Raw genomic sequence first — 24,650 nt, 5'->3', positions numbered from 1 at the left:
CTCTTCGTGAATGTGTTATATCAACGTTCTCCAAGAATGACACCGGTTCTTAAGGAAGAAAGGCTGGAAATTCTCAGACCTCCAACGGAGCCGAGCAAACCTACGTTTTCAATGATTTCTATTATAATACCGATCATGATGACGATGGTCAGTATCGGATTCTACGTATATATCAACATGACGGGCAAAATGGGCAACAGCAGTTATATGATGTTTCAGATGATGACTGTCATGATGATGCTTACGTCATATACCATTCCGTTTTTTGTGTATCTGAGTAACAAAAAGACGTATCGCAAAAAAATCGAAGAACGTAAGGCCATGTACCGAGCACAATTGGATAAGCACCGTGAAGAGCTCAAGGAAGCTCAAGCCGAGCAGGTCAAGAGCCTGTACGAGATTCATGGTGATCCCAATGTTTGTCTCCAAGTCGTGAAGAATCGCAACAGTTCCTTATGGGAGCGTTCACCGGAAGATGACGATTTCTTGCAGGTACGGATCGGTACGGGAGAAATTCCATTCCGAATTAAACTGCAGGTTCCACGAGTGGATGGTTATGAAAAAGATGAATTAATTGAGGCAGCTCATGAACTTGCAGCAGAATTTGAGACGGTCCCCGATGCTTCCATTACGCTTCCGCTGTTCCAATCGAAAGTGATGGGGTTGGTAGGGAATCGGGAAGAAGTGCTTGCTTCACTGCGCGTCATCATTTCACAACTTACGGTGCGGCACTCGCCGGATGAATTGAAGATTGCTGCTTTTTATGAAGAAAAAGAAGCGAAGGAATGGGACTGGCTGCGCTGGTTACCCCATATCTGGGATGAAGATCAGGGACAACGCTATATGGCCGACAGGCACAGCGGTGCGCATCAATTGGCGGACAGCTTGTTTTCCGTGTTAAACCGTCGTCGAAACAACAAAGAGGACCGATACAAAAAAAGTGTGCAGACTCCATGTTATGTGGTGGTTCTCTCGGACACACAGCTTATTGAAGAAGAGCCTCTTCTTCCATTATTGCTTGAATCTGCACAGGAGATCGATGTGTGTACCATTATTTTGGCAAACCGCAAGGAATCCCTTCCGATGCATTGTCAATTGATCATGGAAGCATCCAAAGGCAAGGGCGTGTACATCAAAAAAACGGAAGATGCTGACGTTGTACAGCAGACGTACACACCAGATGTGATATCAAAAGAGACCGCTGAGGCACTCTCACGTTACATGTCTCCCATTCGGCTGAAGCGATCTTCCGCTTCGGACATCCCGCAAATCCTTCCGTTATTTGATATGCTTGGCACCTCACGTGTTGAAGACCTGGATGTAATCACCCGCTGGGGTCAGACACGATATCCGGATACGCTGCCTGTACCCATGGGCGTGCGCGCAGGTGGCAAGAAAATTGCCATCAACTTACATGATAAAATAGAACGTCAGGGTCACGGCCCACATGGATTGATCGCAGGTACGACGGGTTCAGGTAAAAGTGAGGTCATACAGTCTATCGTGGCTTCCCTGGCTGCAGAGTTCCATCCCCATGACCTGGCCTTTATGTTGATTGACTACAAAGGCGGGGGGATGTCCAATACGTTCGTAGGCTTGCCTCACGTGGTTGGTACGATCACCAACCTGGATGGCAATTTGATTGAACGGGCCAATATCTCGCTTCGGGCCGAATTGGTCAGAAGGCAGAAGATATTGAATGATGCCGGTAACCTTCAGCACATTGATGAATATTACAAGATTTTACGTTCCAGACATGAACAGCCATTGCCTCATTTGGTCATTATTATTGATGAGTTTGCCCAATTGAAACGGGACCAGCCGGAATTCATGGATGAGTTGATTAGTATTGCGGCTATTGGCCGAACACTGGGTGTCCATCTGATTCTGGCAACTCAAAAGCCGGCAGGCGTAGTGGATGACAAAATATGGAGTAACTCCCGTTTCCGTATCTGTCTTCGTGTACAGAGCGAGGGAGACAGCCGGGATATGATCAAAATCCCTAATGCAGCATGGATTACTAAGCCGGGCCGCGGATATTTCCAGGTCGGCAGTGATGAGGTATTTGAGGAGATGCAGTTTGCCTGGAGTGGTGCGCCTTATAACCAGCAGGAGGACACATCGACTGTACTGCCTGTCATGGAGGTGCGTCTTAACGGTAAGAGAGAACCACTTTTAACTGGCGAACGCAGGGCTGTCCTCAAAGGCGAAGATGTTCCTAAGCAACTACAGGTCTTCATTGATTATGTGGCACAGTCTGCCGCAGATGCAGGTATCAAAAGATTGCCTGGTCCATGGCTGCCTCCCCTTCCCGAGACGCTGGAATGGGATAGTCTAACGGATTGGCAGGATGAAGAGCACAGAGAGCTATTGCTTGACGGCGGAGCAAGTGGCTTGAAGCCAGTGGTTGGTCTGCTTGATGATCTGCCTAACCAGCGTCAGATGCCTCTTGCACTCCCCGTAGATCAAGGGCATTTGATTGTGTACGGTATGCCTGGTTTGGGTAAAACGACGTTTGTCCAGACTTTGCTGATGTCACTGGCACGTTCTCGTCGTACGGATCCATGGCATGGATACATTATTGATATGGGACGGATGATGAAGGACTTTACAGGACTGCCGCAGATCGGTGGCGTTCTGATGGCCGAAGAGGAGGATCGGATCAAGCGTCTATTCCGGTATATTCTCAAGCTGTCAGCACAGCGTAAAGATATGATCTCGGAGGCAGGCGTTAAAACGATTTCGGCTTATCGTCGTACAGCACATGCAGCTGTTCCACAGATTGTTGTTGTAATAGATGGTTATCTATCATTCCGCAATGCTTACCCAGAAGAGAATGAACTGCTGGAAACGATTCTTCGTGAAGGTGGAAGTCTTGGAATTACATTCATTCTGACTGCGAATCGGGTGACAGATGTGTTCGAGAAGTTCAGAAGCAACATACCAAACGCGGTTTCCTTTGAACTATCCGATCCAAGTGACTATTATTACGCAGTTGGACGGCCTTCCAAGGCACCAAGCCAGCTTCCACCAGGTAGAGGTCTTGTAAAAGGACAGGTACCACCATTAATGTTCCAAGCGGCTCTGCCATCGTCCGGTGAGGATGAAGGGAAACGTTCGTCTGCTCTCCGCGGGTTGATCGCAGAGATTCGGAATAGCTGGACAGGAGAAGAGGCTCCGCAGATTGCTCCGCTTCCTGAAGAAGTGAAGCTCAAGGATTTACTTGTAAGTACGGGGGCAATTGCCCAAGCAGGAGAATTCTCGACGGTCAATGTTCCTGTAGGATTGTTGACAGATGATCTCGAGCCTTTCTTGCTGAACCTGCGTGAAGGTCCGCATTTTATGGTCACAAGTCCAATGGAGGGCGGTAAAACAACATTTTTGTTGACATGGATGTTATCTCTGGCGTATCATGCTTCTCCTGAAGATGTGCAAATCTATACGGTAGATATGAGATATGGTACCGGAGGACTGGGAGAGATCATCAGTTTGCCCCATGTCCGCGGACATGTGTCCCGTGAAGAACAGCTTGCGCCTGTGATCCAACAGTTGTACGATGAAGTTCTAAAAAGAGGCGAGTTAAAGGGTGGACCGGAGATCGTGCTTGTAATCGATGATGCGGATACTCTGTCCAAACAGTTGAATGATTTTAACGTGAAAGATCAATTGGGAGCGATTGTTCGTCAAGGGCGGGATCGCGGGATACATGTCATACTTTCGGGTGTTCCAGCTGATTTCCCAACGTTTGGTTCAGACTGGGTAAGTGATGTGAAGGCTTCCCAGAGTGGATTGTTGTTCGGGACTTTAGACCCTAACGATCTCTCGTTCTTCCGTATTCCTTATACCGAATCTGGAGGTAGCTCAGCTGGGCTGAAGGTACTGCCACCAGGTCAAGGTTATTATGTTAAACGCAAATATTCCAGGGTTAAAGGTGCAGTTCCTTGTGATGACACCTGGAAAATGACAGATTGGATTTCTGAAATTCGTGACCGATGGCATGTTGTAGTTTGAGGGGAGGTGGCTCATAATGTTGACGGTTCATGATTCCAAGCAAAAGGTAGTCACTTTGCAAATAAAAGAACTTTTTTTCCTGGCCGGGATTCTCGGTTCAGACCGATTGCTTGGCGTTGAAGACCCCTTCCGCGGTTACATGGCAGAAGACATCGCTGTGGAATGGGAGCACGTCAAAACTTCTCTGCTCGAAAAGGGATATTTGATTCAGGATCAGGACAGCAATGAGCTGATCATGACACCGACCGTTTTCTCCAGAGTAGCCATTGCTGGATTGTCAGACAGGGCTTGCTGGATTCGCTACACATCCAGTGGCACTTCGTATGAAAGTTATATCCATTGCACGGACGAACGGGTTGTTGAAGTTTCCCGTGTTGCTGATGAACCGGACTCCTTCCGGTTATCTGATCTCGGGAACGTTCGTGAAGCGATTGACTTCCTGATTCAAAGGATGAAATGGAGTGGCCATTCACCAGCGGAGAAGCCGGCATTGATGTGCTCCAAGAAAAAATTCTATGATGTTATGAACGAGCTTAACAACAAAGAAGAATCTGCAGTTGCTGATGAACTGGCACAGGAGACGAACGACCCGGAAGGTTCGCTGGCTCTTGCACGTTGTCTGGTTAACAAAGAATCAGATGGTGAACTGCGATTGCTTGTATGGAACGGAGAAGGTTGGAAGTCACAGTCAGCAGCATTCGCTGCTAGCTCTGTATCCAACTGGTTGTTCCGCATGAGTACAGCCGCTTCAGATGATTGGCTTGTAGCGGCGCTGACGACGAGAGAACAGTTTCACGAGATGCTGCTGGACTGGCTTAAACAGCCTGCAGGGGAAGAGGAAAGGTGATGGTAAATGCGCATTCGTGTGGAACCGGATGTGCTTCGGGCACTGAGCAGGCAGATTCAGTATGCGGCGGAGCAAATACAGCAAAAGATGACAGTGTTGGAACAGGCAATCCATTCGCTGGAGTGGGATATTGAGGCCCGGGCTGCGGTGATGAGTGAATGGAGTCACAGCAAGCGACTTGGCGAAGATGCGGTGCGTCGTTTTATGGACTTAAGCGTGCAGTTGGGACGCAAAGCCTTGTTATTCCAGCAGGCAGACATGGAGTATCGTACAGTGCTGAGTCATGTGAACACAGCCTATGGCAATGCGGTCAATATGCTTAACGTTCTAGAAAACAATCGTGTAGGGGAAATCATGCCTACACACGCCGCAGCTGCTGCTGTAGTATCCGATCCCCTTTCCGCGGTGGCGGCAGTATACCGGGTCCAGGATGCTGCGCCGCCCGACGGTTCTCCCGCTACATTGATCCAGGCAATGCAGCCTGAACCTGTAGCTTGGAGATTCACAGATCCCACCTTTCGGGGGAGAAGAGGAACCGAACCTGTGGTATCCTGATTAGGCAGTTTACAGAAGTGCGAATTATGGACAGCAGAAAGTGAATCATTTATGTAAATAGTCTGTTAGGGGAAGTTTCAATCACCAAAAATGGGGTAAATAGGATTAGGTCCTTCGGCTTTTGTTCGATCGATCCTGGTATAGTACAATTTGAACAAGCAAAAATTTAATTGCACAAACCAAGGAGGAAATTACACATGGCAGGACGCATTTTAGTTACCCCGGAACAACTTGATCAGGTTTCCAACCAATTCAAACAAAGCGGTGAGCAAAGTCAGCAAATCGTTTCTACATTGACTCAATCCATCACAAGCATGGAAGGACAATGGGAAGGTATGACGAAACAACGCTTCTTCCAGGAGTTCCAGGAAGCAAGCAAACAAATGCAATCATTCGTTCAAACGCTGAACAGCATCAGCGCGGAACTGACGGCTATTGCCAACAAATTCCGTACAGCTGACCAAGCTCGCTAAACTGCTTTACATAGATCAGGCCGATGTCATGTCTGACCCGGCACTGGATCGTACGCAGGCAGCAAGCTGAAGATGTATAACTACAGCAAAAACCGGGCGTTTTACGACTCCCGGTTTTTGCTGCACTATGACAGAATGACAGAGAGAGGGATGAGTATGTCTTTTCAACCGAATCCCGGGGATGAAGTGGTGATCAATGACATTGCCTATACCATTGGGCAGCACCCGGCTGCGCCCGGTCTGGCATACGCCCAAGCCGGAAGGCAAGGGATCGTTTACCAGTTAATACCCCGAAATGGTTCAATAAGTGGGGCCAAAGCACTAAAAGTATTTTTCCCTAAATTCCGTATCCCGGCTATGGTCTATCAGTCTGAGCATATGGAGCCTTATAGTGAACTGCCAGGTTTGCAGGTATGCAAGCGTGATGTGCTCACTCCGGAAAGAAACGGAGCGCTCATTGGTGAACATCCCGATTTGTTGTACGCGGTTTTAATGCCGTGGGTGCAAGGTCTGACCTGGTTTGACGTAATCAGTGATCAGAAACAGCTGACTGCAGAAGAAAGTCTGAAGTTGGCCAGAGCACTAGCAGGGACTGGTTCGGCCATGGAGCAACGAGGACTTGCTCATTGTGATTTGTCCGCACCCAATGTGATGATTCCGTTTTTTTCCGAAGTGGAAAACCTGGGAGCCCCATCCGCGGTTGAACTTGTCGATGTAGAGCAGATGTACGGTTCCAAAATGGATCGTCCAGATGCTCTACTTGCTGGTTCACCTGGTTATGCAGCTCATCGGGCAGTACACAGTGGTCTGTGGAGTTCATATGCCGATCGTTTTGCTGGTGCAGTTATTATCGCCGAGATGCTGAGCTGGTCTGATTCGACCATTGTGGAGAAGGCATGGGGAGAAAGTTATTTTGACCAGCATGAAATGCAAACGGTGAGTGAACGATATTTTGCCATGCGGGACTCACTCCAGAATCGATGGGGTTCCAAAATATCCGATCTGTTCATCCGTGCCTGGGAGAGTCACGATTTGAGCAGCTGTCCAACATTTGGTGAATGGTTTGTTGCCTTGGCATCAGCTAATGCCAGTCAGGCGGAAGCGGCCGGAGTGAAGGAAACTGAGGAGCAAGCAGCAGATGCGGCAAATGCAGCAGCGTCGAGCAAGACAGTCGCAAGTGCACCGGATACTGGCGTACCAGATTCGAAGTTAGCTAATGGACATGATTCGCCCACGTCGATACCTGAAGTGCCTCCTGGACAGGAAGCTGTGGTAAACAGACTCTTCCTGCAGGCCCGAGCTCTTGAGGATGAAGATAAGCCTGCAGCGGCCCTGGAAGTATACCGTTCGCTGTATCATTTCATTCCGGCTAACAGTGCGATGCAGATGGAAGTTGAGGCTGCCATCAACGGGCTGGATGCCAAGCTGAATCCCAAGGAAGAAGTCGCACAGCCTGTCCGTGTTCCTTTTTACAGATCCAAAAAGTTCATGATCTCTTCCGCTGTCCTTATTGTATTGCTGGCCGGTACCGTGCCAACTGTCAAAATTTTGGCTGATCAAGCCGAAGTCAAGCAGCAGGAGGAACAAGAAGCAGCAAGACTGGCGGAGATCAAGGCTGCCGAAGAAGCGGAAGCTGCAAAAGCTGCTGCGCTGAAGCAAAAGGAAGAAGAGAAGAAGAAGCAGGAGGCCGAAGCGGCGAAGCTTGAAGCCGAGGAAAAGCAAAAACTGGCTGAAGCACAGAAAAAGGAAGAAGAACGGAAAGCTCTTCAGGCAAAATACGATAAACAGGCAAAATACGAGGCTTATCTCGCAAAACAGGAACAGCAGAAGAAAGAAGCAGCTAAGAAGGCGCAGCAGGAGAAGTATGACAAGCAGGCGAAGTATGAGGCCTACCTGGTCTGGAAGAAAGAGCATGATGCTCAAGTAGCGAAGCAGGAAGCGGAGCGCAAGGCAGCGGCTGAAGCTCAGCGCAAACTGGAAGCGCAAAAAGCAGCCGAGGAAGCTGCTCGAAAGGCTGCACTTAAGAAAAAACGTGCTCAGAACGTGGTTACATTGATTGCTCACTATAACAAGGCGTATAATGCGCAAATAGGTAACAAGACCGAAAACGCGTTGTCTTATGCCCGTGATTTTAAAAATTTGTATAACACGGATGCTTCATACTTCAAAGGGGTAGGCAAAGTGGCAGCGCGAATGAGTGCAATTAATAAATTTTTGAGCAATAACAACTATAATCTACCCAACTTGTAAATTATGTGAACGACGGAGGTGGCTCAGGCCCAGATGAACTATACAATACAAGCATCCCAGCGCACACCCGCACTTATTATTTATCTCATTGATATCAGTGCCTCCATGAATATGGTTCTGGAAAACCGCAGACGGATTGATGTCGTCTATGATGCCCTGGCCCTGGCCATACGCCAAATGGTGTTTCGCTCAACCAAAGGAAATCGATTGACACCTCGCTATCGGATTGCCATCCTTGCATACAGCGATGACGTCTATGATTTGTTGAATGGAATCAAGGGAATCGACGAAATTGCAGCGGTTGGTTCGCTGCCAGACCTGACACCTAAACGTTTCTCGGATTCGGCTAAAGCCTTCCTGCAGGCAGAGAAGATTCTGCAGGCTGAAATACCGAATATGCAGGATTGTCCTGCGCCGCTCGTCTGTCATATGACGGATGGAGTGGCTACGGGCGAAGATCCGGAACCCATTGCCAAACGAATTATGGGCATGAGTGTGCCTGATGGCAATGTACTCGTCGAAAATATTTTTATATCCGATCACCTATTGGAAGGTCCTATCCCTGAACCAAGAAGATGGAAGGGGATATCGCCGGAAACCGTTCTTAAGGATGAGCATGGAGAGAAGCTGCGCAATATGTCTTCTGTTCTGCCTGAAAGTTACCGTGAAATGCTTGTCGAGGCGGACTATTTGCTCGCACCCGGTGCATTGATGATGCTGCCAGGCACATGTGCAGAACTGGTGTCCATCGGGTTTCAAATGTCTGCTGCTACGCCTGTGAGATAGGAGGGGATTATTTGAGAACGATGCGATTGGCAGCATTGCCTGCTGGTGAGAGAGGAAGCCAAGGAAAGCAGCGTCGTGGAATCTTTCGTTATGTTAGCGCACAGACCGGAGAACAGCCGCTTACTCGTTATCAGGGTACTTTTAAGTGTCGCTATGGCTATGGAAGAGCTGCAGAGACGGTTCATCAGGGGGATTCGGGTCAAGACTTTGCTGCCGTTCGCATGGACGGAAATGTATGTACGTTCGTCTTGTGTGATGGGGTAGGCATGAGTTACCTTGGTGATTTTGCCGCGCGTTTTCTGGGCAATGCTCTCCTCGAGTGGTTGGAAACAACCTCTAATCCTACAGTAGAAGCGATGGAGCATCTGCTACAAGAACTGACGGTTCCCGCATCCGAGCAGCTGAAGAAAATTCAGCCACTGGACAACTCGCCCCTGCTTTTACGTGAAGTGTTAATGGAGAAGCGAAGCAGAGGCAGCCAGGCGATGTATGTGTGTGGTCGAATTGAGCTGTCCCGCGGTATGGGGAAAAGTCGTATCTGGATGGCTTGGCAAGGGGATTCACGCATACGTCTATGGCGCAATGGTCAGGAACAATCCGGAGCTTTTCAGAACCACTGCCGGACGAATGAACGCTGGTCAACCCTGGAAGGGCCAGTTGGAGGCAAGCCTCATATTTATGAGGCGAAGCTATCCAATGAACCGATTCGTCTGCAGCTGTACACAGATGGTTTGAATGATCTGGATGCCATACAGGCATATATCCCGGATGAACACATTCAGGTACTGCTGGATGCTGCACACACCGGGGGGCTTGAAGATGATGCCGCTTTCATTGAGCTGGAATGGTAGATGAACTACTTTCGAATAAATCCTTCGTCTTGAGTATGTTTAATGAGTGGTAAAAATCAGCTGAGAAAAAACTTGTCGTTATTGATTTAAAAGGCGCTCTTTTTGGGTAATCTTGTGAAGAATCTACTTAGTTAGCATGCTGCATCATGCTGATACACAAGTCTTGGATGTACATTCTTACATAATTGCTGAGAAGGAGTGGAATGGAGCATGACACAACATAACGACAAGTCTCGGTTTGCAAACAAAATAGCTATCATTACTGGAGCCGGTTCCGGCATTGGTAAGGCAACGGCATTAAAATTGGCGAATGAAGGTGCTCACGTTGCGTTGTTTGATCTGGTGAATGATCGGATCTCTCAGACGGAAGCCGAAATTAATGCCGTACATCCAGGTGCTGCACGCGCATTCGATGTGGATATCTCCGATCCGGCCCGGGTGGAAAAAGCGGTGCTGGAAACGGTGGAGCTGTTCGGCGGTTTGGACATTGTGTTTGCCAATGCTGGCATTAACGGTGTCTCGGCGCCAATTGAGGAAATTCAGGTGGAGGATTGGCAGCGGATCATTACGACCAATCTGGATGGCACCTTCTTTACAATCAAGTACGCTCTCCCACATCTGAAGAAACGCGGCGGGGGAAGCATTGTTATTACGAGTTCCATTAATGGTAACCAACGGTTCACCAGCTTTGGGATGTCGGCATACAGTACATCAAAAGCGGGACAGGTTGCCTTTTCGAAGATGGCTGCACTGGAACTGGCCAGATTCAAAATCCGGGTTAATGTCATATGTCCGGGAGCTATCGCAACGAATATTGATCAAAGCACGGTAAAAACGGATGAATTGCATCAAATCGTTATTCCAATGGAGTTCCCGGAAGGGGAGCAGCCGCTCGCAGATGGCCCTGGACAGCCGGAGCATGTGGCCAATCTCGTCGCCTTCCTGGCATCGTCAGAATCCAAACACATTACGGGTGCAGAGATTGTCATTGATGGCGCCGAATCGTTGCTGCGTTAATACGCTTGATCCAAAGTAGTCGTTCCTCTGGAACGGCTTTTTTTGTTATAATGCTAACATTCACTTTGGATTGATTATATATTGCATGGTGCCTTATGAATTAGGAGCGATAATATGAATATAGAATTACCGATACAACAGATTTTGCCTGAGCTGAAACAGCTATTTCGAAAGCAGGATACAGGTGTTCTTATTGCAGAGCCGGGGGCAGGCAAAACAACTGTAGTACCTCTATCCCTATTAGAGGAACCATGGCTAAACGGGCGTAAAATCATAATGCTGGAGCCCCGCAGACTTGCGGCGCGCTCAGCCGCGGCGCGGATGGCAGCAGCGCTGAATGAAAACGTGGGACAGACGGTAGGGTACCGTGTCCGCATGGACACTCGGGTCAGTCAGGCAACGCGGATCGAAGTTGTCACAGAAGGGGTACTTACACGCATGCTTCAGCAGGATCAGGGGCTTGAAGATACTGCGATGATTATCTTTGATGAGTTTCACGAGCGTCATCTGCACGGCGATCTTGGTTTGGCTCTGGCTTTGGAGTCACGGGCGATGCTGCGTCCGGATCTGAAGGTGCTGATTATGTCGGCAACACTGGACCCTGACCCCATCTGTACATTGCTTGGTGAAGGGACCCGCGCGATTGATTGTCCGGGACGCACGTTTCCAGTGGAAACCCGTTATGTATCAAAACCTGCTTCTGCTGTGCTGGAGGAGTTCGCGGCTCAAGCGGTTGTAAAAGCTTTAGCACAGCAGGAAGGAGACGTACTGGTCTTTCTTCCAGGAGCCAGAGAGATTCACCGGACAGAACGGGAACTGTCGAAGCTTCATCTTTCTTCTCATGTCGAGGTGCACTCCCTGTATGGCAGCATGCCGATTGAACGTCAGGATGAGGCTGTGCGACCGGCAGTGGAAGGAAATCGTAAAGTCGTACTGTCCACCTCCATTGCGGAATCAAGCCTTACGCTTCCGGGTGTCAGAGTGGTTGTCGATGCCGGACTGAGTCGTGCATCCGTATTTTCCCCGCGCACAGGCATGAGTCGGCTTGTTACCCAGCCGGTGTCCAAGGCTTCAGCCGATCAGCGGCGGGGTCGTGCAGGGCGAATTGCACCTGGGGTATGTTATAGATTGTGGAGCGAAGAGGTTCATGACGGTCTGCCGGAGGCAGCCAGACCGGAGATTGCCTCCGCGGACCTTGCACCGCTGGCGCTGGAGCTTGCCGCCTGGGGTGTCCAGTCCCTTGCAGAACTGCAGTGGCTGGACATCCCGCCTGCGTCTGCCTACGGCCAGGCACAGGCGCTGCTGCGCCAGCTGGGCGGCCTGGATGACACAGGCCGCATCACGCCCTTCGGGCGGCGGATGAACGCGCTTGGCGTGCATCCGCGACTGGCCAGCATGCTGCTCCGCGCGGCGGAGCTTGGGCTGGCCAGCTACGCCAGCATGCTGGCGGCACTGCTGCAGGAGCCTGCCGGCTTCCGCAGCAGTGGCAGTGCAGGCGCGGGCACGGACCTGCGCCCGCGCGTGGAAGCGCTGCTGATGGCGCGCAGCAGCGGTACGCCGCAAGCGGCAGCGGCGGTCGCAGACATCGCTGCCGTACGGCGCATCCTTCAGGAGAGCCGACAGCTGCGCACGGCTCTCGGCCCGGCGCGGGAGGATCCGGAACGGCCGGATGAGGACAGCTGCGGGCTGCTGCTGTCCTTCGCCTATCCGGACCGGATCGGGCAGCGCCGGGAGGACGGCCGCTACCTGCTGAGCAGCGGCCGCGGGGTACGGCTCAGCCAGGCGGAGTCGCTGAGCCGTTCAGCCTATCTGGTCGCTGCCGAGGCGGACGACCAGGGCGCGGATGCGCGCATCCTGCTGGCTGCACCGGTGAGGGAGCAGCTCTTGCTGGACTATGGTGCTGATCTCATAGAAGAGGATGTGCAGATTGCATGGGATCCCAGTACACGAAGTGTGCGGTCTCATCGAAGACTGCGAATTGGAGCAATCCTGATAAAGGAGAGCAGTATCGCACAACCTCCGGAAGATCAGGTGCTTGATGCGCTGCTAAGCGGAATCCGCACAGAAGGTCAGGATTGTCTTCCCTGGACCAAATCATCAAGGCAGCTGGCGGACAGATTACGTTTTCTGCATCGTCATCTGCCGGGGTGGCCGGATCTCGCGGCAGATCATGTATCAGCGGAACTCGAAGATCAACTCAGTCCTTTTCTGGCAGGAATGCGTTCAGCTTCGGATCTGAAGAAACTGTCCATGCAGGACGTGTTACTTAGCGGATTGAGCTGGGAACAACGGCAGCAGTTGGACCGGGAGGCGCCAACTCATATTCAGGTTCCCAGCGGATCACGCATTCCGGTTGATTATAGCCGACCTGAAGATCCTACACTGGCGGTACGACTTCAGGAAATGTTCGGGCAGCAGGATACACCGCGTATTGCTGGAGGCCGGGTGCCGTTAACCCTGCAACTGCTGTCCCCTGCGCACCGGCCTGTTCAGGTGACCCGGGATTTGACGAACTTTTGGCGGGAGACTTATTTCGAGGTGAAAAAAGACCTGAAAGGCCGATATCCAAAGCATTACTGGCCAGACAATCCTTTGGAGGCAATAGCGACCAATCGGGCGAAGCCGCGCAGCTAGAGCATTAAGACTTTTTTCGCTCACCATTGCATATACAAAGGCTTGGATGTTGATCTGGCTTTTCAGAGAGACCCTTTGATGAGAATGACTTCATAAGCGTATGTTTTATCAACGAATTAAGCTGTATTTATTCGTATTTGCGCACGGTATAATGGCTGGAAGCGTTTGAAAGAAAATTGTACGGGTAATAACATAGCGAAGCGAACTCTTAAATGACTAGGAGGAATTCACTATGCAGAAGAAAATCGTAGGTGTTTTTGATACAGAACGTGAGGCATCTCAAGCCATAGAGGGCTTGAAAGCGCAAGGATTTAGTTCAGACGAAATTTCGGTAGTGACGCAGGATCGGGACGAGTTGAAGGCCATCCGGGAAGAGACGGGTACTAAGGCGCCAGAAGGTGTGGCAGCAGGTGCAGCCACAGGTGGCGTATTAGGTGGCGTAGCCGGGCTGTTGGCTGGTATCGGGGCTCTGGCCATTCCAGGTATAGGTCCAATTTTGGCAGCAGGTCCGATTGCAGCAGCGTTTACGGGAGCGGCAGTAGGTGCCGGTGCAGGCGGTTTGGTCGGTGGACTTGTCGGATTGGGTATTCCTGAAGAGGATGCCAAACAGTATGAGGAATATGTACAAAACGGCAAAATCCTTCTCCTGGTTGACTCCACCGATCGCGATTCGGATGTCTATGATGTATTCAGCAACACCAGCTATCTGAATCGTGATCGATACGCAGCTCATGGTACGGATGTGCCAGCAGAGCGAACGGATCTCGACATGGAAGAGCGGAGACTGGAAGCTCAGGATAAAGCAGCACGATTTGGAAACAACACGTTCCTGTAAGCTTGGATTGTTCAGGCTAGTACACTGGATTTGTATACAAAGTTAAACAGGAGCAGCACATATAAATCATGGTTTGGTTAATGTGAGCCGTCAGGCGCTCAAAAGCCGGTTTCCTTCGAGGAAGCCGGCTTTTGTCCCTGTAATTCCATCCCGGAATCATGATGAAGTGTTGACTGTGTGTAAAGGTAAGTCTAAGGAGCAGGGAATAACAATACATAGAGCAGAATAGCAAGCGCCAGGCCAATGACCAACAGAGTAAGTGTCAGGAAGCGAATCAATCGGGTTGAGGCTTGAAAGGTTTGCTGATTAATTTGTTTGCGTTTGCGGTGATACGAAGCAGCAGAACACAGAATAATGGCAATGCCGCTGATCAGGGAGGTTACTCCGGTTATAATGGCTGCAATGTGTGCAATCTGGTCATAAGAGGAAGTATTAAATCCCAATCCAGCAGCCAGGAATCCGACGCCGACCATGGCTATTCCTGTACGAACCCAGGCCAGAAACGTCCGTTCATTGGCCATATGCTGTTGTACGTATTGAGAGTCAATCGTGGGGGTGTCTAGTTCGGAATCAGCGATAGGAATCCCTCCGTTCATCTTTTATACGATTATCATTGTACTTATTTTTTACTGTAAAACCAAGAAAGGCGGCTGGACGTTATGTCACGAAAAGAAAGAATTGCTGAAATTGAAAGTTTAAGGGGGATTGCCTTTGCAGCTGTTGTACTCCAGCATTCCATTGCCCATTTTTCTCTGGTTCCGGAAGCCGGACTGGAAGATGGGGTTCTGCTTGCAATCCTGCTGATGGCTTCCAAATTTGCCGTCCCTTTATTTATTTTCATCACGGGCATGGTTTTGTTTTATAACACAGGAGAGCAGCTGAAATACGGCCGTTTCATGCAGAAACGATTAACGGATGTGATCGCACCATATGTCGTGTGGTCGTTGGTGTACTTCACCTTGACACCACAAGGGTGGACCGCTATTGGCTGGCAGGATGTCCCTAATCTTGGTTTGAAGCTGCTTACCGGCAAGACCACATCTCATTTTTGGTACATTATCATGTTGATTCAATTTTATTTGCTGTTTCCCTTGTTTCTAAAGGCCATACGATATGTATATAACCGTTACGATTCACGGGGACGCCTAATTGCTGTCCTGATTGCGGGAGCCATATACCTCGTGTTAGCTGATCAATTGGGGAATATTGCACGAGTCATGGAGCGACTCCATATTCCAGTACTGACCGATGTATTCACAACCTATGCCGATCGCAATTTCCTGTATTTCTTTTTTTATTTTGTGCTAGGTGCTGCAGCCGGATTATCTGTTAAAAGCTGGAACATGTGGATTCATCGGCTGCGCTGGGTATATTGGACCGTGTTTATAACCATGGGTCTTCGGTTTACATATCTATTAATGCTGGAATTTCAAAAGCCGGAAGGCATTCAGATCACATTTTATACCGTTAGCTTGATCAGGCCGGATATGGCTCTCTTTCTAATCGCGTCGATGATGGTCATGTATCAGCTCGCAGGCAAACTGCATAATCACCTGGCCGTGGGCTGGCTTGGATGGATCGGCAGCGTTTCTTACGGCGGTTACCTCATGCATATGCTTATGCTGCGCTACAGTTACATTCCGGATGAATACTTTTACGTTGCATGGGGCTTAAATCCAACTGTGCGAATGATTCTGACGTGGGTTCTTGCTTTAGCTCTATCCTGTGGGCTCACTTGGTGCATTTCGCGTGTAAGCTGGGGGAAATGGATCGTGGGCACTGTACCGAAGGCCAATTTCAGAAAGTGAAAGAGGCAATGAATGAAAAATTCACAATAGAAGTCATCATTCTTGAAGGTAGTGATCTAGGGTTGTGATGTAAGTCAGCGTTTGCTTTTGTCGAACTGAAGCTTATCTAGGTTTACATTTTAAAAAATCATTATATGAAAAATTCAGAATAAAAACCCCAATGCCGTTCTACCACACTATTTACTATCTATCCTGTGCTTTGTTCTCACCTGCTGCATAACCGGGAAAAACGGAGAATGATGGCAGAAACCGAACACAAGTTTTATAATATGAAGTAGAGCGGTAGAGGATAGGGGGAACAAACATGGCTTTTATGATTGCCCAGCGGGCATTTATCAAGCTGTATCTCATTACCATGGTTGAACAGCACAGAGGATATGGTTACGAAATGCTGGAGGCCATGAAGCAGGAATTTAAAGATTACGGTTATGTTCCGCCTCAGAGTGAGGTATATCGGGCATTGCATGAACTGGTACAGCAGGGTGTATTTTATCGGACGAAGAAGTTGAAGGGCAGCGATCCTAAAGTGGATTTTCAGGAAATCGTTTTATATCACTTTACGGATGATGGAGCGGAAAAAGCCGAATTGTACAAAAAGCAGGTCAAGGCAGACCTAGACCGTTGTCTGGGCATGCTGCACAAGGCAGAAGAGGACAATTACGGGACGAAAGGAAGATGAGCATGAATAAGCAGCTACAGTGGGGAGTACTTGGTACTTCCACCATTGCAAAGAATGCGGTAATTCCGGCAATCCAGCAATCCGAACGGGGAGAAGTGCTTGCTATTGCGAGTCGAAGCAAGGAGAAGGCTGAAGCGCTCGCCGAAGAATTGGACATTGCTAGATGCTATGGAAGTTACGAAGAGCTCATTGCAGATCCCGATATTGAAGCCGTATATATTCCGTTGCCTAACCATATGCACAAGGAATGGACGATAAAAGCCGCTCAGGCCGGAAAGCATGTATTATGCGAGAAGCCAGCTGCACTGAATGCGGACGAGTCTGCCGAAATGATTCAGGTATGCAAGGAGCACGGCGTTCTATTCGCAGAGGCAATCATGTATCGTTATCATCCCAAGCATCGGCGTGTTCAGGAGATTATCGCGAGTGGAGAGATTGGTGCTGTTCGTGCCATCCATGGCAACTTTACCTGTAATACGGCGGATGATAAGGAAAATGTAAGGTTCAAACGGGAAATGGGCGGAGGCTCGCTCTTTGACCTTGGTGTATATCCTATCTCTGCAGCACGGATGTACCTGGGCCAGGAACCCGAAGCCGTTACAGTACATGCCTTATTCTCCGATGAACATGATGGAGTGGATATGATGGCTTCGGGGCTTGTGGAATTTCCGGGATCCGTAGCGTTAACGTTTGATTGCGGCATGTGGGCTTCCGGGAGGGCGGAGATGGAGATCCTCGGTACAGACGGACGAATTGAGTTGCCAAAAGTCTTCGGCTGGGAGAATAGTGATATCCCACCTCAAATTATCGTTCACACGGATTCGGTCAGTCGGGAAGAGCGGGTATCCGTATCCAATTCTTATGTTCTGCAGGCGGAAACCTTTGCTGCAGCAGTGCTGGATGGAACACCACTGCCGTTTACTCCGGATAATACGATAGCGAATATGCGGGTGATTGATGCCTGTTTGCTATCAGCAAGGACACGCCAGCGCGTTTCATTGATTAAAAAAAACGATTAAAAAAATGAGTAAACAAGACTCCATCCTTCAGGATGGAGTTTTTTAGTGTGAACTAAATCGGTAAAACGTTAAAAAAATTTTCACGAAGGGGTTGATTTCCAGAAATTCTCCGTTAAAATAATATTAACATTAAAAATATTTTAACGTTGAAGGGCGGAACCGATAATGAGAGAAGGCACAGCGGTAAACAAGCCAGGGATTGGAGAGTTAATACGAATTAAACCATATATGCAGTTTATGCTGGGGAAGATGGTAGCGAGGTTTGGTGATTCCATTGACTCCATTGCGTATAGCTGGATGGTGTACATGTTAACGGGTTCCAAACTATTGATGGGTACGCTGCTTGCAGTCAACTTTCTGCCGAACATTCTACTCGGCCTTTTTGCCGGAGCGATCGTGGACCGCATATCTCCCAAGAAAGTCATCGTGCTGACGAATTCGGGCCGGGGATTGCTTGTTGGCGTAACTGCTCTGTTATTTGGTATGGGAGAACTGCAAGTATGGCATTTGTTTCTCGTCACGATTCTGAATTCGCTGCTTGAATGCTTCTCGTCACCTGCCGAAATGTCCAGCGTGCCGCGATTGCTGCCGCAATCCATGCTGCTTTCCGGCAATGCCATGTCGTCTTCGGCTACCCGATTGGCTGAACTTGCCGGGCTTGCTTTAGCAGGTGCTCTTATTGCTACTGTTGGAATAACGTGGACGATTTTGATGGACGCTGGCCTATTTGCATTAAGTGCTGTGCTAATGAGCCGAGTTGTCTATCCATCCGATCCCAGCACGGAAGAAGTATTAGCTGAGAAGTTATCTTCCACAGATGCTCCAAGAAATTTGCTTTCGGATATGATTGAAGCCTTTCATTTCATGCGCAAGCATTCCCTGCTGCTAATTGGCTCCATTTTATTTGCCTTTGTCAACTTCTGCCTGATGCCCTTCAATGTCCTCCGAACTCCATATATTATCGATAATCTGCATGCTGGAGCAGGGGGCTTAAGTTTGCTGAGCGGGTTAATGGTGGGTGGCATGGTGCTGAGTGGATTGTGGATGACTCACAGAGGAAGCAGCTATCGGAAGAGTGTATTGATTATTAGTGGAATCACCATGCTGGGTCTTAGTTATGCCATGACCGCGCTTCCTGCGTATATGTCTGCTTATCAGCTACCGCTGGCAGCTATGTTTTGCTTGATGATGGGACTCGGCATACCATTAGCTACGACACCTCTTGCCTCATATCTGATGGAGGTTACGCCAGCCGGTATGCTCGGCAGGGTGTCTGCACTACAAAGTATGCTGATCGTAAGTGCTATACCGCTTGGAAGTCTGGTTGCGGGTGCTGCAGCAGAAGTGCTGTCCACGCCTGTGTTATTTATTGCTTTTGGCATTTTACTTGCTATGTCAGCGGTATCGCTCCTGCTCAGCAATACATTCCGGCGTAATATATAGCCTAATTCCTGTATCTTTCTGTAAGACCTGTTTTGACCGGGGACCCGACTGAACGGTATAATATGCATATATAAGGACAAACGGTACCCCGGAAATGAGGATACAGGTATGCAGCAGAAAGTACTGTCAACGATCGAAGAGATCAAGATCTACTCCGACCCGTATCGGATCCAGATCCTGAATATGTTTAATAAACAGGGAAGGCCTTCTACCGTGAAAGAAATAGCTGATAAACTTGGGGAAGTGCCCGCGAAAGTACATTATCACGTGAAAAAGCTGGAGAAAATTGGTTTGCTTACCATCGTATCCACGCGAGAGATTAATGGAATCATTGCCAAATACTACGAACCTTTTCAGGGAGAAATCCATCTTCGTCATGAAGATGGGGAGCACTCCCCACTGAAGCAGGTTTTTCGTTCTGAGACGCTTAAACTGTTAAATGAAATGTATGAACAGAGCCGCCAGATGTTTATGAAACAGGCCAAGCACGGTGAGAACATGTTTGGACAAATCTCGGACATGACGTTATATGCGAGCCGTGAGGAAGTCGAGAAGCTGTACAAGGATATCACGAAAATGTGTGAGCCTTATACGAAGCGGAATGAACAGAAGGAAGATCAGGAGGTTTTTCAGCTGTTTACGACGTTGTCCCAACATGTGGATGAAACGACTGAATCTCCGAAAAGTAAAGTGCCACAGGATCAGCCGGGAGGTCAGAGTTCCAAGCCGAATGACGATGCAAAGGAAATATAATCTAGGGAGACCGATGCGACAACAAAGAAAAGGCCGCCTGAAGGCGGCTTTTTGATGTGTGGTGAGGACCAATGGTGACGGCTCAACTATACCTTATATACATGGAGAGAGGCCGACAATCATTGTCAGAACTACATGTTCTCATCGTAATCCCGAACTTCTCGTTTGGCTGCGGTAGCTGGCGAATTGGATGTACCGTAATCCTCAACAGCTTCCCAGGCTTCGGCATGATCGAACTTGCCAGCATTTCGCTGTCTGACCTCTCCGGCACCAGTTGGGGGCATAGTCATCACCTGCTCTTCCACAGGGCGGTCGTTGCTGAGCTCCCGGTTCGGTGTATCGTCAATACAGTACGCCGTGTATGGAATGGCCTGAAGCCTCTCAAACGGAATATCCTGTCCACAAGTGACACATGTTCCGTAGGTTCCTTTTTCCATACGCTCCAATGCATCGATCACTTGGTTAAATTCATCCGTTAATGTATCGTCTATGGCCAGATCACGACTGCGTTCAAACGTCTCCGTCCCCGCATCAGCCGGGTGATTATCGTATGATGAAAGCTCGCCTGTAGAATCTTTAAGCGACTCGGCCGGAGCTCCATCTTCCATGTTGGATTCAAAATGACGCTGCAGATTATCACGCTGCTCCAGAAGGGCGCTCTTCAGTTCCTGAAGTTGATCTTTGGTTAATGTACTCATAACGACATGCTCCTTTCCCGCTTTAGGGGTGTGTAGTCTGTCCTTACCCGATTTTAGCGGTATACAATCATTTTGCATCCTTGAAGAGGCGTTTGATTTTATATCTGGCCGATAATGTGTTATAAAAAATAGAGAGAGAAACTGCCGCGATTTCCCCGCGAAGTCGTATTGCACCGTGCTCCTTGAAGAGACGGTCCCGGCTACTTTTGAATATACGTCGATAGACGTTTTTTCTTATAATGGAGGTTGTCAAGATGGATGAACATATGAAACGAAGATTGGATAAACAGAGACAATTGTTTAAACAACTGGGCGTACAGCTCGATGCCTTATCAATTCATGAAAAACAATTCAATTATAAGCTCCGTGGCTATGATCCGGATGAAGTCGATGCATATCTTGACCTGGTCATCAAGGATTACGAACGCTTTTATGCCAATATTGCCGATCTGATGGATAAATGGCAGGAGCAGCAGCTCACCATTCGGGACCTTAAGTCGACGGCCAGACCCGTAGATGATCCGACGAAAATCGATCGCAAACAGCTGGATGATATTGTGAAGCAGCTGGAATACAGCGTACGGCAGCTGAAAATCAAGGCACGTCCGGAACAGGGTCTGTTCCCTGAATAGATTGAAGCACCAGGATTATATTACGTTAAAGGTGGTTAATCATGAGTACACATTTTTCGGTCAGTGTGCATTGTTTGTTGTTGTTGTCCTTCAGCGCGCCTGAACGAATCACTTCTGCAATGATTGCAGGAAGCGTCAACACCAACCCTGTTGTCGTAAGGCGTATTTTGGGCGGGCTGAAAAAGGCAGGTCTGGTCGAATCCTCTCCCGGAACGAGAGGGTTTTATCTCGCCAAACCGGCTAGTGAAATTACCTTGGCCATGATCTATCAGGCTGCCAAGGACGAAGGTCCGCTATTTCCGATTCATGGAAATTGCAACCCCAATTGTGATGTTGGTCTTCGCATAGACAGTCTGCTGACGAATCTGTATCAGGTGGCAGAGGCAAAAGTCGAACTGTTCTTCGCATCCATTACGCTTGAAGATATGGAACGTTCCTGCTCCCAGATGGAGACTGTGCCTCCGTCTGCAGAGTAGGGTATTGTCTGAACCAGGGAGGTGTGCTTGGATATGAAAATAATCGTGATCTCGGATACGCATTTGCCCAAAAGAGCTAAGCAGCTGCCAGAACCACTGCTTCAAGTGCTGCCGGAGGCTGACCTCATATTACATGCAGGCGACTGGTCGGATTGGAGTGTATACAAGCTGCTAAGCGAGTATGCTCCCGTTGCAGGCGTAGCAGGCAATACGGATCCGCCTGAAATTGGCAAGAAGCTGGGCTTTTCCCGCATCGTGGAGGCAGACGGTTTGCGTCTAGGTCTGGTGCATGGGCACCAGGGATCGAAAACGACCGAGCAGAATGCCATTCATACATTTGCCGGTCAGCAGGTAGATGCCATCATATTTGGACATTCGCACATTCCCTTGATGCATACCGTCAACGATGTGCTGATATTCAATCCGGGTTCACCAACGGATCGGCGCCGTCAGCCGCGGTATTCGTTCGGAATCCTGACGACCCGTCTCGGAAAATTGCATGCTGAGCATGTGTTTTTCGATCGAAAATAGATAACGATTAAACTAATGAAATGACCAATACATCCCCATTCAGAGTGGACATCTGAATGGGGATGTTTTTTTGCGTAGGAATATTACCCTGGAGAAGTATGGTGACATCCACCGCAGCCAAGCTACAGTTATCCCTGAATGGGGAATGTTGCCTCATGTTTATCTCTTATTCATGTGTTGGAGCAGAACACTATTTGTACATATGCAGGAATGATACAATTCGTTTATCCAATAAATTTGAATACGTTTACATAAGGAGATGACCAAGATGAAACTGTCTGTATTTACTGTAGCGACGCCTGACCTGAACGCAGAAGAACTGGCTGCAGCGGCAGCATCAGCAGGTATCGACGGAATCGAGTGGAGGTTCCGCGGAATACCGGAAGACGCACGTACAGAGGAACCTTCTTTTTGGAGGCATAATCGGAGTTCAATTGATCCTGCCAAGTGGGAGGAACAGGTCCCTGATTTTCGTGAAGCGACTGCAAAACATGGTCGACGTTCCATAGCACTGGTACCGTATCTGAGCTGTGGAGATCTTCAAGCGACAGAGCAGGCATTTCAGGCAGCGGCTGATTTGGGTGCATCCATGATGCGTGTAGGTGTGCCGGGATATGATCGTAAAACTAGTTATCCCGAGCTTTACAGCCAAGCCGTTAGGTATTTATCCGAAGTGCAGGAGATGTCTCAACAGTATAACGTCAAAGCCGTGGTAGAGACGCATCACCAGACGATCGCTCCAACCGCTTCACTGGCCTACCGACTGGTGCAGTCGCTGGATGCCCAGCATGTTGGCGTGTTGTATGATCCAGGCAACATGGTACACGAAGGATATGAGAATTATCGTATGGGGCTGGAACTTTTGGGTCCTTACCTTGCTCACGTCCATGTGAAGAATGCAGCTTGGTACAAGGAGGAACAAAACGGAGAGAGTGCGGAGAGTTCTGTATCCGCAAAATGGAGATGTCATTGGTCACCGCTGACTGAAGGTATCGTGGATTGGATGCAAGTGTTCCGTGATCTGAAATCAGTGGGATATGACGGATACTACGGTATTGAAGATTTCAGTGGAGAGTTTAATTCCCAAGCGATGTTGCAGCATTTTGCTGAGGTATTCGGCGAAATCGAGCGTCGTCTGGAAGAGGAGGTACAGGTATGAGTTTGATTCGAGTAGCCGTAATTGGTATTGGAAACATGGGTGCAGCACATGCCAGAACCCTCATTGCCGGAGATGTGCCTGGTGCGGAGTTGGTAGCCGTATGTGATGTCCGAAAGGAAATGGAGAGCTGGGTGGCCAGTAATTTCCCGGCTTCGGTCAGTTACTGGCAGAATGCGGAGCAGATGATGGCATCCGGCACCATAGATGCGGTCATTATTGCAACACCTCATTATGATCACCCTGAGCAGGCAATCCAGGCCTTTCAGCACGGTTTGCACGTCATGATCGAGAAACCAGCCGGCGTTTACACTAAACAGGTGCGCAAGATGAACGAAGCTGCTGCAGCCAGCGGCAAAGTGTTTTCCATGATGTATAATCAGCGGACAAATCCTCTGTATATCAAACTGAGAGATCTTATTGCTTCTGGAGAACTCGGGGAAGTAAGACGTACGAACTGGATCATCACGAATTGGTACCGATCCCAGAGTTACTATGACTCCGGCGGTTGGCGGGCAACCTGGGCAGGTGAAGGAGGCGGCGTGCTGATCAATCAGGATCCTCACCAGCTTGATCTGTGGCAGTGGACCATTGGCATGATGCCTGTGCGAATGCGTGCATTCTGTTCGTTTGGCAAGTACCGGGATATTGAAGTGGAAGATGATGTGACAGCTTATGTGGAGTACGCAAACGGAGCAACAGGCGTATTTGTAACAACTACGGGTGAAGCTCCAGGTACCAACCGATTTGAGGTCAACGGAGACCGCGGTAAAATCGTGATTGAGGATGGTCAGCTGACCTTCTGGCGCCTTCGGGAGTCCGAGCCTGAATTCAATAAACGGTTTACCGGAGGTTTTGGACAGCCGGAATGCTGGAAGTGTGAAGTTCCGATTACAGGTACAGAATCCGGCCACCCAGGACTGATTCGAAACTGGATTGACGCCATCCGTACGGGTGCAACTCTTATTGCTCCAGGAGAAGAAGGTATACACGGATTAACCTTGTCTAATGCGATGCTTCTCTCGACCTGGACGGACAATTGGGTTGAGCTGCCCATCGATGAAGAGTTATTTTATGAACATTTGCAGGAGCGTATTTCCAGTTCGAACACCAAGAAAGACAAAAGTTCCAGCGGTAGTCAGCCTGCGGACCTGACACAAACATTTAAGTAGGCAGTTTATATCAAGCGTTGTACT

General features: G+C 49.1%; 22 protein-coding genes. 20 read left to right on the top strand and 2 right to left on the bottom strand.

What is annotated here, in order from left to right; genetic code table 11:
• Positions 1-6 precede the first annotated feature (6 nt).
• The 10 genes from essC to CHH60_RS07050 all read left to right on the top strand — a co-directional run bounded on the left by essC (position 7) and on the right by CHH60_RS07050 (position 14,259).
• Entirely contained in the window at positions 7-4,011 is a 4,005-nt protein-coding gene (gene essC, locus CHH60_RS07095; protein ID WP_095358547.1) for a type VII secretion protein EssC, read from the top strand.
• A 16-nt stretch (positions 4,012-4,027) separates the two neighbouring features.
• Complete coding sequence (locus CHH60_RS07090) at positions 4,028-4,858, top strand: hypothetical protein (RefSeq protein ID WP_095287661.1); 831 nt, start codon at positions 4,028-4,030, stop codon at positions 4,856-4,858.
• Between the two features lie 6 nt (positions 4,859-4,864).
• A complete protein-coding gene (locus tag CHH60_RS07085; protein ID WP_095287660.1) occupies positions 4,865-5,413 on the top strand; it encodes a WXG100 family type VII secretion target in 549 nt (182 codons plus the stop codon).
• 197 nt (positions 5,414-5,610) lie between these two features.
• The gene (locus CHH60_RS07080) at positions 5,611-5,886 is read left to right on the top strand and encodes a WXG100 family type VII secretion target (protein WP_017689071.1); all 276 of its coding nucleotides are present in this window, start codon (positions 5,611-5,613) and stop codon (positions 5,884-5,886) included.
• 156 nt (positions 5,887-6,042) lie between these two features.
• Positions 6,043-8,136, top strand: coding sequence for a hypothetical protein (locus tag CHH60_RS07075; protein WP_095358546.1), 2,094 nt, complete (start codon positions 6,043-6,045; stop codon positions 8,134-8,136).
• 33 nt (positions 8,137-8,169) lie between these two features.
• The gene (locus CHH60_RS07070) at positions 8,170-8,922 is read left to right on the top strand and encodes a vWA domain-containing protein (protein WP_095287658.1); all 753 of its coding nucleotides are present in this window, start codon (positions 8,170-8,172) and stop codon (positions 8,920-8,922) included.
• Between the two features lie 20 nt (positions 8,923-8,942).
• Positions 8,943-9,773 carry a protein phosphatase 2C domain-containing protein gene (locus CHH60_RS07065; RefSeq protein ID WP_255247862.1) on the top strand — a complete coding sequence of 277 codons (831 nt, stop codon included), beginning with the start codon at positions 8,943-8,945 and terminating at the stop codon, positions 9,771-9,773.
• Positions 9,774-9,983: 210 nt separating this feature from the next.
• The gene (locus CHH60_RS07060) at positions 9,984-10,790 is read left to right on the top strand and encodes an SDR family oxidoreductase (RefSeq protein ID WP_095287656.1); all 807 of its coding nucleotides are present in this window, start codon (positions 9,984-9,986) and stop codon (positions 10,788-10,790) included.
• 114 nt (positions 10,791-10,904) lie between these two features.
• The gene (gene hrpB, locus CHH60_RS07055) at positions 10,905-13,424 is read left to right on the top strand and encodes an ATP-dependent helicase HrpB (RefSeq protein WP_095358544.1); all 2,520 of its coding nucleotides are present in this window, start codon (positions 10,905-10,907) and stop codon (positions 13,422-13,424) included.
• 232 nt (positions 13,425-13,656) lie between these two features.
• Positions 13,657-14,259, top strand: a complete 603-nt coding sequence (locus tag CHH60_RS07050) for a general stress protein (RefSeq protein ID WP_095358543.1) — start codon at positions 13,657-13,659, stop codon at positions 14,257-14,259.
• Positions 14,260-14,450: 191 nt separating this feature from the next.
• Here the strand turns inward: CHH60_RS07050 and CHH60_RS07045 are convergent, their stop codons facing one another.
• Entirely contained in the window at positions 14,451-14,855 is a 405-nt protein-coding gene (locus CHH60_RS07045; protein WP_095358542.1) for a YidH family protein, read from the bottom strand.
• 63 nt (positions 14,856-14,918) lie between these two features.
• Here CHH60_RS07045 and CHH60_RS07040 point away from each other — a divergent pair, with 63 nt between their 5' ends.
• The 5 genes from CHH60_RS07040 (at position 14,919) to CHH60_RS07020 (ending at position 19,961) form a co-directional block, all read left to right on the top strand.
• The gene (locus tag CHH60_RS07040; protein ID WP_095358541.1) at positions 14,919-16,067 is read left to right on the top strand and encodes an acyltransferase; all 1,149 of its coding nucleotides are present in this window, start codon (positions 14,919-14,921) and stop codon (positions 16,065-16,067) included.
• A gap of 304 nt (positions 16,068-16,371) precedes the next feature.
• A complete protein-coding gene (locus tag CHH60_RS07035) occupies positions 16,372-16,746 on the top strand; it encodes a helix-turn-helix transcriptional regulator (RefSeq protein WP_095287651.1) in 375 nt (124 codons plus the stop codon).
• Between the two features lie 2 nt (positions 16,747-16,748).
• Positions 16,749-17,765 carry a Gfo/Idh/MocA family protein gene (locus CHH60_RS07030; protein ID WP_095358540.1) on the top strand — a complete coding sequence of 339 codons (1,017 nt, stop codon included), beginning with the start codon at positions 16,749-16,751 and terminating at the stop codon, positions 17,763-17,765.
• A gap of 165 nt (positions 17,766-17,930) precedes the next feature.
• Positions 17,931-19,208, top strand: a complete 1,278-nt coding sequence (locus tag CHH60_RS07025) for an MFS transporter (RefSeq protein WP_095358539.1) — start codon at positions 17,931-17,933, stop codon at positions 19,206-19,208.
• Positions 19,209-19,316: 108 nt separating this feature from the next.
• Positions 19,317-19,961: a winged helix-turn-helix domain-containing protein gene (locus CHH60_RS07020; protein ID WP_095358538.1), complete on the top strand. Its 645-nt coding sequence runs from the start codon at positions 19,317-19,319 to the stop codon at positions 19,959-19,961.
• A 131-nt stretch (positions 19,962-20,092) separates the two neighbouring features.
• On the opposite strand, the gene CHH60_RS07015 is transcribed toward CHH60_RS07020, so the two are convergent.
• On the bottom strand, positions 20,093-20,659 hold the full coding sequence (locus tag CHH60_RS07015; RefSeq protein ID WP_095358537.1) for a TraR/DksA C4-type zinc finger protein: 567 nt from the start codon (positions 20,657-20,659) through the stop codon (positions 20,093-20,095).
• A 254-nt stretch (positions 20,660-20,913) separates the two neighbouring features.
• On the opposite strand from CHH60_RS07015, the gene CHH60_RS07010 reads away from it, so the two are divergent.
• The 5 genes from CHH60_RS07010 (at position 20,914) to CHH60_RS06990 (ending at position 24,626) form a co-directional block, all read left to right on the top strand.
• A complete protein-coding gene (locus CHH60_RS07010) occupies positions 20,914-21,291 on the top strand; it encodes a DivIVA domain-containing protein (RefSeq protein ID WP_095358536.1) in 378 nt (125 codons plus the stop codon).
• A 41-nt stretch (positions 21,292-21,332) separates the two neighbouring features.
• On the top strand, positions 21,333-21,767 hold the full coding sequence (locus CHH60_RS07005; RefSeq protein WP_095358535.1) for an Rrf2 family transcriptional regulator: 435 nt from the start codon (positions 21,333-21,335) through the stop codon (positions 21,765-21,767).
• 33 nt (positions 21,768-21,800) lie between these two features.
• The gene (locus CHH60_RS07000; RefSeq protein WP_095358534.1) at positions 21,801-22,298 is read left to right on the top strand and encodes a metallophosphoesterase family protein; all 498 of its coding nucleotides are present in this window, start codon (positions 21,801-21,803) and stop codon (positions 22,296-22,298) included.
• Positions 22,299-22,566: 268 nt separating this feature from the next.
• Positions 22,567-23,457, top strand: a complete 891-nt coding sequence (locus CHH60_RS06995; RefSeq protein ID WP_095358533.1) for a sugar phosphate isomerase/epimerase family protein — start codon at positions 22,567-22,569, stop codon at positions 23,455-23,457.
• Positions 23,454-24,626 carry a Gfo/Idh/MocA family protein gene (locus CHH60_RS06990; RefSeq protein WP_095358532.1) on the top strand — a complete coding sequence of 391 codons (1,173 nt, stop codon included), beginning with the start codon at positions 23,454-23,456 and terminating at the stop codon, positions 24,624-24,626. Before CHH60_RS06995 ends, CHH60_RS06990 begins: the two co-directional genes overlap by 4 nt.
• The last annotated feature ends 24 nt before the right edge of the window (positions 24,627-24,650 follow it).

The organism is Paenibacillus sp. 7523-1 (genome assembly GCF_002276415.1).
GTDB classification, from domain to species: Bacteria; Bacillota; Bacilli; order Paenibacillales; family Paenibacillaceae; genus Paenibacillus; species Paenibacillus illinoisensis_A.
Note: the sequence above shows the minus strand (reverse complement) of the source record. Positions and strands in the feature narration are given on the sequence as shown.